At 61.1% G+C, this 14,213-nt stretch carries 12 protein-coding genes; 4 read left to right on the top strand and 8 right to left on the bottom strand.

Going from position 1 to position 14,213, the window contains the following annotated elements; genetic code table 11:
- Window positions 1-162: 162 nt before the first annotated feature.
- Together lepB and LC531_RS17445 are read right to left on the bottom strand one after the other, a co-directional pair.
- Complete coding sequence (lepB, locus tag LC531_RS17450; protein ID WP_223652550.1) at window positions 163-1,332, bottom strand: signal peptidase I; 1,170 nt, start codon at window positions 1,330-1,332, stop codon at window positions 163-165.
- Between the two features lie 190 nt (window positions 1,333-1,522).
- Window positions 1,523-2,053: a 3-hydroxyanthranilate 3,4-dioxygenase gene (locus LC531_RS17445; RefSeq protein ID WP_223652547.1), complete on the bottom strand. Its 531-nt coding sequence runs from the start codon at window positions 2,051-2,053 to the stop codon at window positions 1,523-1,525.
- Window positions 2,054-2,145: 92 nt separating this feature from the next.
- On the opposite strand from LC531_RS17445, the gene LC531_RS17440 reads away from it, so the two are divergent.
- The 4 genes from LC531_RS17440 to LC531_RS17425 all read left to right on the top strand — a co-directional run bounded on the left by LC531_RS17440 (window position 2,146) and on the right by LC531_RS17425 (window position 7,793).
- Window positions 2,146-3,927 carry a DUF6311 domain-containing protein gene (locus LC531_RS17440; RefSeq protein ID WP_223652544.1) on the top strand — a complete coding sequence of 594 codons (1,782 nt, stop codon included), beginning with the start codon at window positions 2,146-2,148 and terminating at the stop codon, window positions 3,925-3,927.
- Between the two features lie 656 nt (window positions 3,928-4,583).
- Entirely contained in the window at window positions 4,584-6,098 is a 1,515-nt protein-coding gene (locus LC531_RS17435; protein ID WP_223652543.1) for a PAS domain-containing sensor histidine kinase, read from the top strand.
- Window positions 6,085-6,495: a response regulator gene (locus LC531_RS17430; RefSeq protein WP_223652542.1), complete on the top strand. Its 411-nt coding sequence runs from the start codon at window positions 6,085-6,087 to the stop codon at window positions 6,493-6,495. The genes LC531_RS17435 and LC531_RS17430 overlap by 14 nt, the downstream gene beginning before the upstream one ends.
- A 419-nt stretch (window positions 6,496-6,914) precedes the next feature.
- The gene (locus LC531_RS17425; RefSeq protein WP_223652540.1) at window positions 6,915-7,793 is read left to right on the top strand and encodes a BLUF domain-containing protein; all 879 of its coding nucleotides are present in this window, start codon (window positions 6,915-6,917) and stop codon (window positions 7,791-7,793) included.
- A gap of 86 nt (window positions 7,794-7,879) precedes the next feature.
- On the opposite strand, the gene LC531_RS17420 is transcribed toward LC531_RS17425, so the two are convergent.
- The 6 genes from LC531_RS17420 to LC531_RS17400 all read right to left on the bottom strand — a co-directional run bounded on the left by LC531_RS17420 (window position 7,880) and on the right by LC531_RS17400 (window position 14,152).
- Window positions 7,880-9,760, bottom strand: a complete 1,881-nt coding sequence (locus LC531_RS17420; protein ID WP_223652538.1) for a hypothetical protein — start codon at window positions 9,758-9,760, stop codon at window positions 7,880-7,882.
- Window positions 9,761-9,805: 45 nt separating this feature from the next.
- Window positions 9,806-9,934: a hypothetical protein gene (locus LC531_RS22750; protein WP_262903300.1), complete on the bottom strand. Its 129-nt coding sequence runs from the start codon at window positions 9,932-9,934 to the stop codon at window positions 9,806-9,808.
- Window positions 9,935-9,936: 2 nt separating this feature from the next.
- Window positions 9,937-10,266 carry a hypothetical protein gene (locus tag LC531_RS17415; protein ID WP_223652535.1) on the bottom strand — a complete coding sequence of 110 codons (330 nt, stop codon included), beginning with the start codon at window positions 10,264-10,266 and terminating at the stop codon, window positions 9,937-9,939.
- Between the two features lie 154 nt (window positions 10,267-10,420).
- Window positions 10,421-10,978, bottom strand: a complete 558-nt coding sequence (locus LC531_RS17410) for a hypothetical protein (RefSeq protein WP_223652533.1) — start codon at window positions 10,976-10,978, stop codon at window positions 10,421-10,423.
- A 53-nt stretch (window positions 10,979-11,031) separates the two neighbouring features.
- Complete coding sequence (locus LC531_RS17405; RefSeq protein ID WP_223652531.1) at window positions 11,032-12,474, bottom strand: hypothetical protein; 1,443 nt, start codon at window positions 12,472-12,474, stop codon at window positions 11,032-11,034.
- Window positions 12,475-12,511: 37 nt separating this feature from the next.
- On the bottom strand, window positions 12,512-14,152 hold the full coding sequence (locus LC531_RS17400; protein ID WP_223652529.1) for a glycosyltransferase family 39 protein: 1,641 nt from the start codon (window positions 14,150-14,152) through the stop codon (window positions 12,512-12,514).
- Window positions 14,153-14,213 lie beyond the last annotated feature (61 nt).

Below are 14,213 nucleotides of genomic sequence, written 5' to 3'. Positions count from 1 at the left end.
AAGGACTGCTCCCAACTTTACCAGAAAGTCTATTTTCGCCCGATGAAAGAAAATATTTTGAGAGGAATCTCTACCCCTCCATCTTCGGCCACAGACCCCAAAATTCAATGCCGGCTTCATCGGGTAAAGGCAAGATAGTTGGCAGCACTAAACTAGCGGCACTTAACTAACCGGGCGAAACAGCCGATTCCAGCGGACTTTATGGAAGAAGTCGGCGTAGGGGTCGAGTGAGAACCAGACCAGCACGGCTTTGCCCACGAGGTGGTCTTCGGGCACGAAACCCCAGAACCGGGAGTCTTCCGAATTGTGCCGGTTGTCGCCCATCATGAAGTAGTAGTTCTGCTTTATGGTGTAGCGCGTGAGCGGCTGGCCGTGCTGCTGCATCATGCCGTCCTGCCAGGTAATGCCCTGGTTGTGCTCGTATTGCGCTACGATTTTATAGTACATTGCCGCGTTGGCGGGCGTCAGCTGAATCGTCTGGCCCTGTTTGGGCACCGGTAGCGGGCCGTAGGTATCGAGCTGCCAGTGGTGCGGCACGGCGCTAACGGCCCCCGACACGTGGAAGTCCGCCGCATCCGGGAACAGGGTATTGGCCGGCAGGATGCCGCCTGCTACGGTGAGCGCCCGCACGTAGGGCTGCCGGCGGAAAAAGGCGGCTACGCGGGCCGGGCAGCTGAGGTAATAGCCCGTTTGGCCCGTTTCGGGGTCGGTGGTGGCCGCGGGCAGGCCGTCGGGCTCGGTATAATCCACTACCCCCTGCTCGTGCAGGGCCTGGCGCACCTCATCGTTGGGGTTGGCTACGGCCATGAAGTAGGTTATCTGGGGCTGCCCGCCGATGGGGCCGGGTTGCCCGTTCAGAAACACCTGGCCCTGGCGTAGTTCCAGGGTGTCGCCGGCCACCGCAATGCAGCGCTTGATGAGGAAGGTGCGCAGGTCGGCCGGGCGCTGCTGCTCGTGCGGCACGTGGAAGACGACCACATCGTTGCGCTGCACCGAGCTGAAACCCGGAAAGCGGTATGTAGGCAGCTGAATGAGGTCGGAATAGCTGGGGATGTCCAGCCCCGGCAGCGTTTGGTGCGTGAGCGGGACTTGCAGCGGCGTCTGGGGCGTGCGGGGGCCGTAGTGAAGCTTGCTCACAAACAAATAATCCCCCACGAGCAGCGTGTGCTCCATGCTTTCGGAAGGAATGACATACGCCTCGACCGCCGACCAGCGAATGAGCGTGGCCGCGACCACCGCAAACAGCAGCGAATTGGCCCACTCCTTTGAGGCAGATTTGGGCTTACGGGGCAGCGGGGTGGCCAGGGGGCGTTTGGACCAGGGAAAGGGCATGGGGTAGGGAGAAAAAAAGGTGAGCTTGTAGAGACGCGACCCATCGCGTCTCTCGGCATCCGGGGTCGTTCGAGTGAGAGAGACGCGATGGGTCGCGTCTCTACAAGCTAGGCCCGGCGGATTTTCTGAACGTAGAAAGTAAGCCAACAAACATACCTGATTGTAAATCAACCACCCTCGCTCGCCTACCCTACGCCGGCAGCTTGGCCGGGGCTTCCATGTAAGTGCCGCACACCTTGCAGGTGCGCAGGTCGTCGTTGGCCCAGAAGCGGTCCATGATGGGGGGTAGCTGGGCCACGATGTCGGTAATCTCGGCAAACTCCTCGTAGAGCTTGTGGCCGCAGTTTTCGCAGTACCACTGGAAGCCATCGAGCTCGCCGGGCTGGCGGTAGCGCTCCAGCACCAGGCCCACCGTGCCGGTTGGGCGGCGCGGCGAGTGCGGAATGCCGCCCGGTAGCAGAAACATCTCGCCGGCCTTGATTTCAATGTCTACCGGCCGGCCGTCTTCGATGATTTTGACAGTCATCGTGCCTTCCTGCTGGAAGAATAATTCCTCGCCTTCGTCCACGTGGTAGTCTTTGCGGGCGTTGGGGCCGCCCACTACCATTACGATGAAGTCTTTATTATCCTTGTACACCTGCTGGTTGCCCACGGGCGGCTTGAGCAGGTGGCGGTGGTCGGCAATCCACTGCTGAAAATTGAAGGGGCGGGCGACGGGCATGGCGCGGGGCAAAAAGTGAAGGACCAAAGCTAGATACTGCGGCCGGGCTACTTTTGTTGGGGCCGCGCGCCTGCTGCCCGGCCCGTTGCCGCATGGTTCCTACCCCCCCACTTACCGCCAATGCCCTGGGCTGGCGCGGCCTGCTGCTGGCCGGCCTGGCCTACCTGGCGCTGTTTGGCTGGTACTCGTGGCCGCTGAGCCGGGAGTGGAGCACGGCCTTCGTGGGCGAGGTGCACGGCGACCCCAGCGTATTTATCTGGAACGTCTGGAATTTTCGGCAGCAGGTAGCGGCCGGGCACAACCCCCTGCACACCCGCGCCCTGCTCTACCCCGAAGGCACGGGCCTGTGGCTGCACACCTACACGCCGGTGCTGGGTTTGCTCAATGTGCTGGTGGGCCAGGAGTTTCGCGCCCTCAACCTGGGGCTGCTGCTGAGCTTCGTGGGGAGTGGGGTAGGGGCGGCGCGGCTGGCCGGGCGCTGGGTGCGGCAGCCGCTGCTGTGCGGGCTGGTGGGCTTCGTGTTCGCGTATTCGCCCTACAAGCTGGCCCGCTGGCCCGCCCACGACAACCTGCTGCTCACGGCCACGGTGCCATTCTACCTCATGGCCTACCTCGATGCGTTCGCGTTTGCGCCCGGCCGCTGGTGGCCCCGCCTGCGAAGCCGATGGGCAGCGCTGGGGGCGTTTGGGTTGTTAGTCATCACGTTGTTTAGTGATTATTACGTGCTGGCGGGGCTGCTGTATTTTTCGGCTGGCTACGCGGCGTGGTGGGCGCTGCGGCTGGGGGCCATCAACTGGCGGGGCTGGTGGCCGTGGGCGGGGCTGGCGGCGCTGCTCGTGGTGGGCCATTTTCTCTCGCGGGGATTGGGGCTGCTGGGTTTTGATGACAACGCCGGGCTGTACTGGGGCGGCGACCTGGCGGGCTACCTGGTGCCGCCGCTGGGCAACCGCTGGCTGGCCACGCCCGCCACCAATGCCTTCTGGCACAGCCCGCGCCTGCTCAATCCGGGGTCGGTGGAGCACGTGCTGTTTGTGGGCTACCTGCTGCCGCTGCTGGCGCTGGGGCTGGCCCTCACGGCCGGCGCGCGGCGGCGGGCCGCGCCGCCGTCCACCCCCGCTCTCGCCGAAACCCGGCCGTTCTGGGCGCTGGTGGGGCTGTTTTTGGCGCTCACCATGCCCGAGCTGCGCTGGCAGGGCCACGATTTGCTGCGGCTGCCCACCAGTCTGGTGCACTACATCCCGTTTTTGAATAATATCCGGTGCTCCACGCGGCACGTGCTGCTGCTGTCGTTGCTGCTGCCGCTGGCCGTCAGCCTCGGGCTCGATGGCTGGCTGCGGCGCGGCCTGGCGGCGCGGGGCTGGGCGGTGGCGGCCGCGCTGCTGGTGGGAGTGTTTCTGGAGTTTCAGGTGCTTCCCTACCCCCTGGTGCGGGCCGCCGATGTGCCGGCCGCCTACCGGGTGGCGGCGCGCGCGCCGGGGGGCGTGCTATTTCCCATCCCGTTTGGCGTGCAGGACGGCTACCACCAGCTGGGGCAGATGGACGCGGCCGATATGTTCTACCAGACCCAGCACCACAAGGCCCAGCCCGGCGGCTACCTGGCCCGAATCCCGGCCGCCACCTTCGCCGCGTTTCGCCGCGAGCCGGTGCTGCGCGCGTTGTTGCTGGCCCAGCAGCACCCCGATTCGCTGGCCCGGCTGCCCCCGCTGGCTCCCGCGCAGGTGCGGGCGTTCTGGGCGCGCTACCGGGGGGCGGTGTTCGTGGTGCACCCGCCGTATCGGGGGCAGCCGGTGCACCGGCTGCTGCGCCGGCTGCTGCCCGCCGGCTACCACGAGCAGGTAGTGGCGGGCTACGTGGTGCTGCAACCAGCAGAGTAGGCGGGCGCACTGGTGAGCTTAGCTATATAGACCCGGCGCGAAGTGGTTCCCAAAGAAAGGCTGGTTTAGCATGCTGCGGTAAGGCATTTTTGTTATATATAATAAAAATGTATACTCAAAAATTATAAAAACGTTTGCTGCCTTTCTGGAACTGTTGAGCAAGCAAAAACAACTATTCAGCAAGTGGTCAATTTAAAATATAATTTATGCGTACCTTTATTATTAGTAGAGCGAAATAAATAGCAGATTTACAGTAGTTTATCAAAAAAAATTGATAATCACAATTGCCCGTTTATCAAACGGCGATTACTGAAAACGTGGTGTTTTACAGCGTCGGCAGTGGTGGCCAGCTTCGGTGACAATTAGCAATTAATACGTTACTCCATCGAACGCTTCAGGTAATTGCCTTATAAAAAAAATTATACTTAGCAGTTGAATTAATTTTTTATGACCATCCCGACGACCGCGAAAAGCTAAGCGTTATAACGTCGTGAAAGGCTTTTTACCCAAGACTTTGGACAGAGACAGCGTGACGCGGACGCAACAGTTTATCTGGCCGGCGGGAGCCAGTAGCAGGGTAAAGCGGCTACACACTACCCAACAATCCGAGCGACTCGCATCTTATTGTAATTAAAAACTTTGCCTACCTATTAGTTGTGTCAACGCTACTTAAACAGCATCCTGAGCTAGCCGCGTCAATCACCTATAATCCGGTGGTGGTTGACTTTCTGCAAAACTCGTTGACGGATGGTCTTTTATACTGGAATTTGTTGCTACCCACCGAAAGTTGGGTGAATGCTGCCTTCTGGCAGACATTAGGCTATTCTCCAGACCAAGTGCCTGCTGACCCCGCTGCCTGGCGCGCTTGTATCGACCCCACCGACTTAGCCACCGCTTGGCAAAGGGCAGAAGTATGCGCCCAGGACCCCTCCCAGGATTTCGACCTGGTGCTGCAGGGTACGTACCGCGAGGGCTCGCCCGCGTGGCTACGTTGCCGGGGGGTAGTGCTGCGCGGCGATGGGGGTAGTGCCTCCTGGCTGGTAGGGGCGCTATTCGACGTGACGAAGGAAAAACACAAAGAAGCCTATGCCCAGGAGGTAGCGACCCACTACAGCTCTATTCTGAGTAACCAGTCGGTTTACATCTTAAAGACGGACCCGCAGGGGAACTACACCTACGTCAATGACTTTTTCTACGAGCGTTTTGGCTGGGAGCATGACTTAATCGGTACCTCGTCGCTCCTCAGCATTGTGGAGGAAGACCGGCCGAAGTGCCTGGAAGTAGTGATGCAGTGCTTTCAGGCCCCGGAGGTACCGCACCAGGTGATTCTGCGCAAGCCCTACCGCGACGGCTCCATCAAGTCCAATCACTGGGAGTTTAAAGGTATTCTGGGCGAAGGGGGCGAGCTAAAGGAAATCCTGTGCGTTGGCTACGACGTGACCTTGCTGCTGGAAAACCTCCAGCGGGCGCAGCACCTGCTCGACGTGACCAGCCAGCAGAACCTGCGGCTGCAAAACTTTGCCTACATTATTTCGCACAACATTCGCTCGCATTCGGCCAACCTGACGTCGCTCGTGCAGCTTTTGTCGGAAGCCAAGGGCAAAGAGCAGAAAACCATGTTTTTGCAGATGCTGACTACCAGCACCGAGCAACTGGCCGATACTATTGTTAACCTCAACGATATCGTCACCATCAACAACAACGTCAGCAAGCCCAAAGCGTTGCGCACCCTCAAAACGGAGATTGACAAAACCCTGGAGGCGCTGAGCGTGCTCATTCGTCAGCACCACATTACGGTGGAAGTGGCGGTGCCCCCGGCCCTGACCGTGACCGTAGTGCCGGCGTACCTGGACAGCATTCTGCTCAACCTGATTAGCAACGCGGTCAAATACCGGGCCCTGGACCGGCCCGCCTTTATTCGGCTGCACGCGCAGGCCACGCCAGGGGGGGTAGGGCTGACGGTACAGGATAATGGGCTTGGGATTGATGTGGTCAGGTACCGCTTGAAGCTCTTTGGCATGTACAAAACGTTTCATGACAACGAAGACGCGCGCGGGGTAGGCCTGTTTATTACTAAAAACCAGGTGGAAGCCATGCAAGGCACTATCGCGGTAGACAGCGAAGTCGGCGTGGGCTCCACCTTTACTATCCAATTCCATGAAAACCCCTAAGCTGGCCTACGTAGTGGAGGATGACCGTATTACGGCCGTTATCACGGAGTTTATCGTCAAAAAGGACCTGCGCTACCGCGCGGTCCAGACGTTTGGCAACGGGCAGCTGGCCTTCAACCAACTGCAGGAAGTGGTGCGCACGGGGGGTAGCATCCCAGATTTGATTCTGCTCGACCTGAATATGCCGCAAATGGATGGCTGGGAGTTTTTAGATGCTTTCGGTACCCTACCCCTAGCGCAGGAAGAGGTGCGTGTGTTCATTCTCACATCGTCCATTCAGCCCACGGACATAGAAAAATCCACGCATTACAAAGAGGTGAAAGGCTATTTTTCCAAGCCCTTGGGCAAGGTAAACGTGCAGCGTATGAAGTCTTTGCTTTGGGAAGCGAGCGATTAGCAGCAGGAAGCCGTCCATGTATAAAGCTCGTCTTTTTATAGCTGTCCCTGGGCCGGCATAGGCTTAACGCCCGGCGCTTACGGCCAGCTCGGGCTGCCGGCTACGGGTCAACTACCCCGCGGCTTTTTTATTCGGCGGGCCCTGCCCTTGTTGGTGATGAGCCTGACTGTGCCAGTGGACGTGAGTAATTGGCGCGTTGGGAGAAATAAGCCGGTAGTAGTTGGGTGACGCGAAGCAACGGAAACGGGTATCTCACTTAAATTGCACAGCTTATCCTATCCCGGTATTATTCAATTTCGGAAAGTTGGTCCACCAACCCTTATTTATCCATTTCACAGCATTAACTACCCCTTTATTTAGGCCAAGTTCAGGGTTAGCTACCGCTATCCTCGCCGAACCAGCGCTTAATATCCCTCGGTATGAGCAAGTTCGAATTAAAGCTGATTTATGTGATAGAGGATGACCTCATCACGGCTACTACTACCAAGGTGCTGGTAGAAAAAACCCTGTGGGAAACCCAGGTGCAACTTTATTCTAATGGCCAGCGGGCGTTGAATCAGCTCACGGCGGCGCTGCAAGCAGGGGCCAACCTGCCGGACCTTATTCTGCTTGACCTGAACATGCCCCTGATGGATGGCTGGGAGTTCTTGGACGCGTTCTCCCGCCTACCCCTCACGCACCCAATATGCGTGCTGCTGCTAACGTCTTCGATTAATCCGGAGGACCGGGCAAGGGCTGCCCGCTACCAAGCCGTGGCTGGTTATTTTACGAAGCCCCTGGACGTGAGTATTATATCCCGCGTGCTGCGCTTGCACCGGGAAGTGAGTGGGCCAGGCCACGGAGAGGCGATACTGCCGGGCGGCCTCCATTATCTGGTTTATCAGAGTTACGCCACAGTGCCATTTGGCGACTTGCAGCTGACGAAATTGCTCACCCAATCCCGCGCCTTCAACGCTGCCCACGGCCTAACGGGAGTGCTGCTTTACAGCGACGGCACCATTGTGCAATTACTAGAAGGAAGCGAAGCCAACGTGCGCGCGGTTTTTGGCCGCATCGTGCACGACCCGCGCCACACGAAGGTTATAAAGCTGGCTGATGGCCCGGCAACTCACCGCCTATTTACCCAGTGGTCGATGGGGTTCCGCACTCCTAATCCGGCTGATTTCAAGCACCTGACCGGGTATATCAACCCCAACGATGAGAATTATCTGGGCGAAAGCCTCAGCTTGCCAGATGATGAGCTGCGCGCGCTGCTGACCAGTTTTATTACGGACAGTAACTTCGCTGAGGTAGTTTAAGAAATGAGCTGTCAGCTTTTGCCCTGATTAACAGTCTTTTGTCAACCGCTTACTAGTTGCAAACTCTTGAATGAGTACTGAGCTGCTCACGGCTTCAGCGGCTCCATCACGGCGGCTTCTACGTCGTCGATGAAGCAGGCCGCGCCGCCTTCGTTAAGCACGTACACTTTGAGCACGTCGGTGGGGCGGGCATCGGCGGGCACGCGGGCGTCGAAGTAGGCATTATCCCAGCTGCGGGGCACGCTGGCGGGGTTTTGGAGGCGCACCCCGTACCAGGCCAGGGCCTTGCCGTCGCGCTCCACGGTCAGCACCAGCTTATCGCCCCAGGCACCGTAGTCGGAAAACACCCGGCACGAAGCCCGCACGTAGTCGCCGGGCCATACGCCGGCCGCCCCCAGTGCCACGGTCAGGGCCGGGCCGTAGGGGTGGGCACCGGTCGAGAAGTACGACTGCCGGCTGAAGTAGCCCTGCGCGGCGCTGATGCCGGTGGCCTCGTCGGGCGGGGCCTGGTCAAAATTGAGCTTGCCCAGCGAGCGGGCGTGGTAGTAGCGCGCATCGCGGGGCAGGCCGGTGTGCGCCTCGTCGAGCTTGGCGTAGTCGGCCGGGGTAGGCATGGTTTTGTTGAAAACCGCGAAGTAGTAGGCGCGGTTCATCTCCTCGGGGTGGATGATGGAGCGCTGGTACTGCCAGTGCTGGAAGATGTTGAGGTCGGTGAAGAGCACCGCCGCCGCGCCGGCCACCAGCGGCCAGGCGCGCCGCCGGCCGGGGGCCAGCAGCCAGGCCACGCCCGCACCCCAGGGCAGGGCCAGCGCGGCGTAGCTGGGCACCAGCGCCCGGCACCCAATGCTGCCCCCGTACCACCAGATATCCCAGGCCGACACCACCCACAAATTCAAGATAAAATACACCAGCACCGGCACGGCCAGCCCGCGGTGCCGCCGCCACAGCGGCCCGAAGCCCAGCAGCACCAACGCCAGCAGCGGCGAATAAATGAGCCAGCCTTTGCGAAAGCTAAATAGCACCGCCCACACGTGCGGCCGCAAAAAGCTGAAATGCTGGTCGCCGTAGCTGTAAAACAGCCAGTGCCCGGTGGCCCATTTCCAATACAGGCCCTGCGGCAGCACGCCCAGCACGCCGCCCAACATCAGCAGCAGCACATCGGGCCAGCGCTGGCGTAGCAGCGCCAGCTTGGCGCGGGCGGCGGCCAGGCCCCCTACCCCCCACAGCACCGGCAGCACCGCCGCCACCGCCTCCGAGGGCCGGATGAGCACCAGCAAGCCCAGCACCAGCCCGATGCCAAACGCTACCCCCCGCGTGGGCCGCAGGTGCCAGCGCCGCACCAGCAGCAGCAGCCCCGCGTAGCCGGTAAAGAGGTAGTTGTGCGGCATGGCCGTGTCGTACACGGCGTACTCCAAGTAATTGGTAGCCAGCACCAGCGTGGCCAATACCACCGTGGCCACGGCATCGGTGAAGTAGTGCAGCAGCAGGCGGCGCAGCAGCCCCAGGCCCAGCAGCGCATAGAGCAGGCCGCCGCAGGTAATGGCAATTTGATAAGGAGCCGAAAAGCCATCCTGCGGGTAGCCCTGCCAGCCGGCGGCCCAGTGCCCGAGCCAGAAAAAGGGCGTCCAGAGCAGGGCCAGGCCAATGGGATACTTCATCACGAGCTGCCCCGCCGCCGCGCCCGGCACCTGAAACGCCTGGTAAAACGAACCCGTAGGCGAGTATTCGCGCAGAATGTCACCGCTGAAAGCCAGCCGGCCGAGGTCGTGGTAGATGAACCGGGCGGGCAGGTAGAGGTAATAGCCCATCACGTCCCAGGTCAGGATGGCCTGCACGTTGTGCGTGCTCCAGTACGGAGCCCACAGCCGGGCTTGCAGCATCAGCACAAACAGCACCAGCACCGCCGCCAGCGAAACGGGTCCGCGCGCCGCAGGCGGCGCGCCCAGAGTAGTAGCCGAAGCTTGCATAGCGTAATACAGAAGGTTAGGAAAGCCGCCGCGAACAGCGCCGCGCTATTTAGCCACGCGCCGCAGCACCACGTCGTCGAGGTAAGCGGGCGAGGTGCTCTGGTCGTTCCAGAGGTATACTTTGAGCAGGTTGCCGGCCGTGGCGGCGGCCGGTAGCACCACGGGCAGGCGCACCGCTACCCACTCGCCAAATTTGGGCGGGGCTTTGGCCAGCAGTCACGCCGCGTAGGCCATGCCGGCTTCATTGGTGGGGCTGGCCACCACCTGCACCACCAATGAAGCCGGCCCGTGCTGCCGGCCGCCGTGCGCAGCACCCAGCCCGTCAGCTCCAGGTGATAGGGTAGGGCACCGGGAGCCAGTTCGCCCAGGGTGCGGGCAAAGGTGTAGCTGAACGGCTGTTGCGGCTCCGCCAGCACGGCCGCCTGCCCGCTGTGGGCCCAAGCGATAGTGAGCGAGGGCTGCGCGCCGCCCCAACCCAGGTTGTGCTCAAAGTCATTGCTTATCAAGGTCTTCGCATAGGACGCCGCTGGAGCTGCTGTCTGATTGCACGCCGTAGCCAATACTAGCAGAATAATAAGTAAGCGAGAAAGATGCAGGGAGAATGAGGACATAAGGAGCTCAAGCGATTGCCACGCTGGCGCAAGCCGGAGTTCCAATGACTTACTGCACTTCTGATATTTTTAAATCATCCACATATGCTGGGCTACCTGCCACTGACCGCCACAGAAATACGCGTATCTGCTGATTACCTGCGACATCATTCGGCAGCGTAATATCCTTGCTGATTCTCACCCACTTACCCGGAGTTTTAATGGCATCGGCATATTCGATGCCATCGCTGAAGAGCACCTTGTCCTGCGCCGCATTAAATAGCTGAAAGCCTATTTTAGCCGTTGCGTTAGCGTCCGTCATAAAGCCCCAGGCTTCTATGCGCAGCTTGTGGGGGCGGTGGTCAATAATTTTTTCCAGTACCATCGAGTAGCCCATCCCAAATTCGTCCTGCGGGCCCACCTTCACGCAGTAGCGACCGGAGTGCGCGCGCTCACTCGTAACCGACGGGGAGGGATTGGGCACCCAGCCCACCACCGCCTCGTAGTCGTTGAATGCCAGCAGCGTGCTGGTGCCGTCAGTGGTTGAATCCTGCTTGCAGCTGGTGGCAGCCAGTAAGCTGAGCCCCGCGAGGGGAGCCAGCCAGAAACGAAGAGTAGGGGTAGGCATATACGGAAAGGAAAAGGCGAAGAAAATCGCGCAAAGCTAGGAATAAACCTCGCCTAGTCATGGCGGCTGGCGGGAGCGGGCAACCTGTTGCGGGCAGGCAGGCGCGTTCGCACCCAGGCGGCCAGCATGGGCCCCTGCTCAGCCAGCAGCAGCACCGCGCCGAAGGGGAGCAGCCAGGCCACGCGGCCCTGCAGGCGGTCCAGCACGTTGGCCAGGGCTCCGGCGGCAAACGCATTGGCTACCAGCCCTAGCCCCCACAGCGCGAGCAGCAGGAGCACGGGCACGCGCCCGGCGGCCCACTGGCCTCGGCGCTTGGCGGCTACTCCCCCCAGCACGACCAGTAGCGCCAGCAGCTGCGCGGCATAGGCGCGCGCATTAAGGTCTTCAAAATGAAGCGTGTTGTGGTTTTGCAGCGACGAAAGGTAGGGCTTCATTTCGTAGGAGGCTAGGTCGGGAATGCGCCAGTAGGGACTGCTATTTTCGCGGTAAGCCCACAGGCCATCGCCGTGGGCGATGTGAGTGAGTTGGCGCAGCGTGCTCTGCACGGCCATCGCGGCCAGCCGGGGGTAGTAGCGCGGGGAGGTCAGAATAACACGCACAATGCGACGATAACCAGCTAGATTAGCTTCCAGGCCGCCCGTGATTTGGTAAGGACTATCCTGGCCCCATAAAAAGCCAACGGCGTCGTTTGGTAGCCGGTCGCGGTAGGCGCACAGCCAGGTCGCATCGGGGTCGCCGCAGTGGTCGGCCAGATAAGCATCCACGACGCCCGCCTCCACTAGCCGGCCCATTAAAAATATCGGGGCGGCCCGCGTGATGGTAAACCCGCCCCCAAAGGCTGCGTGCAGGGCGGGTAGCAGCACCCAGCCCGCCAGCACCACGGCCGTGGCGGCCAGCCAGTGCGCCCGCCGCAGCAGCTGGCGGGCAAAGAGCCGCTGCTGCCAGGCGGCCACGCCAAATCCCAGCGCAGCAATGCTGAAAGACAATAAGTTGGAGGAGTGCATAATCGCGCTCAGCAGCAGCAGCACCAGCAGCAGCCCTTGCTCCAGGCCCGACCGGAACCGTCCCAACACCAGCAAACCCAGCGCCAGCAGGCCAATAGCCGTAAAAATATCGGGCATCAACTGGCTGCAATACCACGAAAAGCCCGTGGCCCAGGCCACTACCCCCACCAGGGCCAGCCGAAGCGGCCAGCTCCGCAGCCAGGGCACGAACTCCACCACGCAGCGCAGCAGCAGGGCGGCCAGCAGCAGGCTTTGCGCCCAGATAATAAACCAGTACGAAAACCGCAGGCTCGTCACCAGCATGAACAGGCCGTAAGTAATGGGTCGGTCGGAGGGGACTTCCTGGTGAATAGCCGAGTTGATGTAGGCCCCCGAGTCGGAAGTAACCAACGGAAACCCATTGTAAAGAGCCGCCGATAAGCAAATCAGGCTGCATAGCAGCAACCAGCCGAGCTGGGGTAGCCAGGCGGCCCGACGGGAAGAATTAGTCATGCGGAAAGGCAGCTGGTGCGCAAAGCAAAAAAGCGGCTCACCATTTAAGCCGAAAAATAGATAAAACCACTTCATTACCCGCCCGAACGGCTCCCGTTTCGTGCAGGAGGTCGTAGGGAGCGGGGTGGCAGCGGTAGTTGGCCAAAAAGTAGTCGGCTTCCTCGGGCTTATATACTACCTGGATGCGCTCCTTGCTGCCAGGGGGTAGCATCTGGCTGTTGTCGCGCAGGGGCGGCGACATGCCGGGGTCGGTGCAGACCCGAATAACGGGCCGGTCATCGTGCGCGAGCACCCATTCCAGGCCCCGCAGGTAGCTGATGCCCCAGTAGTCCTGCTCGAAGCGGGCCTTGGGGTTTGGGCCGGCCAGCACGTTAAAGTAGAGGCTTTCGAGCGGGTACATCCAGACTATCTGAACCGCGGAGCTGAGCGCGCCTATTACCAGCGCCCCCGCCACCAGCCGCTGCTGCCACCAGGCGCGGCCGGGCAGCCAGCGCCACAGCGCCACCAGCCCCCGCAGCGCCACCAGCAGCAGGGGGGGGTAGATAAAATACGTTTGCCGCCAGCCGTCGTACAGCACCGAATGCAGCACGATAACGGCTAGCAACGGGCTCAGGCCCAGGCCCAAAAACAACAGGTCCTGCCACTCGCGGGTGCCGGCCCCGTACAGGAGCCAGCCCCGGCGCACGGCCTGCCGGACAACGACCCCCAGCCCCAGCCCCAGCAGGGCCAGCTGCGCCAGGGGGGTAGTGATGAGTATCCATTGCGGCACGTAGTGCCAGGGCAGGTCGAAGGCGTAAATGACTTTGCCCCGGTACAGGATGGGCCCGTCCCAGCGAAAATGCTGCATGTTATGAAACGCCTGCACGAAGTTGGTCCAGGGCGCGGCCCAGAGAAAGGGCCAGCAGGCGACCACCAGCAGCGGCAGCAACAGCGCGTAGCTGAGCAGCCCGCCCACCCGCTGCCGCCTGCTGCCGACCGCCCGGTACTCGCCCCGCGCCGACTGCCACGCCACCAGCACCAGCGTAGCCAGGGGCCAGAGCACGGCCATCAGCCGCACGTCGATGGCCAGCGCGCAGGCCAGCGCGTGGAGGCAGGCCCAGCGCCAGGTGGGCCGCTCCACGAAGCGCACGGTGGTGTAAGTAGCTACCGTGCTCAGGGCTAGAAAAACGGCATCCTTGTCATTATAAAAGAACTCCCCGAATAGCCGGGGACTCAGTACCAGCAAGGCCGCCGCCGCCAGGCCCGCCCGCCAGTCGCCGCCATAGCGCCGCCGGCCTAGCCCGTAGAGGGCCAGCACGCCTACCCAGCTAACCAGAAAAGTGCATAAGTGCCGGAAAATGAAAACCGAGCGTGTATCCGGCAGCTCCAACAGGCGCTCGGCCAGCGTCACGGGCAGCTCATACGCCACGCCGTAGTCGCGGTCTTTGAACTGCGCCAGCGGCACGTTGAAATAAGCAAAATTGCCCCACTGGCTGGGCTGAGTCACGAAGCCAGGGTTCACCTTGTCAGCTACGTAGCGCAGGCTGGTCATGCCGATTTCCCGGCTGGGCTGGGCGTCATACGACATGCCGTAGTCGCGCACGGTGGCCAGGCCCAGCACCAGCAGCCCGCCCAGGCAGAGGCCGACCAGCCAGTGTCGCCAGCGACTATCGCGGGCTAGCAATCGGGGTAGTGTCATGGCAAGCTACAGAATTTCATTTTTCAATTTACCATTGAATAATAGTGCGAACTTACTCACC

The organism is Hymenobacter psoromatis, from assembly GCF_020012125.1.
GTDB lineage: Bacteria > Bacteroidota > Bacteroidia > Cytophagales > Hymenobacteraceae > Hymenobacter > Hymenobacter psoromatis.
Note: the sequence above shows the minus strand (reverse complement) of the source record. Positions and strands in the feature narration are given on the sequence as shown.

Coding starts and splice junctions, on each gene's coding strand:
- LC531_RS17405 (WP_223652531.1), bottom strand. CDS start 12,474: ATGACTAATTCTTCCCGTCGGGCCGCCTGGCTACCCCAGCTCGGCTGG.
- LC531_RS17430 (WP_223652542.1), top strand. CDS start 6,085: ATGAAAACCCCTAAGCTGGCCTACGTAGTGGAGGATGACCGTATTACG.
- LC531_RS17445 (WP_223652547.1), bottom strand. CDS start 2,053: ATGCCCGTCGCCCGCCCCTTCAATTTTCAGCAGTGGATTGCCGACCAC.
- LC531_RS17420 (WP_223652538.1), bottom strand. CDS start 9,760: ATGCAAGCTTCGGCTACTACTCTGGGCGCGCCGCCTGCGGCGCGCGGA.
- lepB (WP_223652550.1), bottom strand. CDS start 1,332: ATGCCCTTTCCCTGGTCCAAACGCCCCCTGGCCACCCCGCTGCCCCGT.
- LC531_RS17400 (WP_223652529.1), bottom strand. CDS start 14,152: ATGACACTACCCCGATTGCTAGCCCGCGATAGTCGCTGGCGACACTGG.
- LC531_RS17440 (WP_223652544.1), top strand. CDS start 2,146: ATGGTTCCTACCCCCCCACTTACCGCCAATGCCCTGGGCTGGCGCGGC.
- LC531_RS17410 (WP_223652533.1), bottom strand. CDS start 10,978: ATGCCTACCCCTACTCTTCGTTTCTGGCTGGCTCCCCTCGCGGGGCTC.
- LC531_RS17425 (WP_223652540.1), top strand. CDS start 6,915: ATGAGCAAGTTCGAATTAAAGCTGATTTATGTGATAGAGGATGACCTC.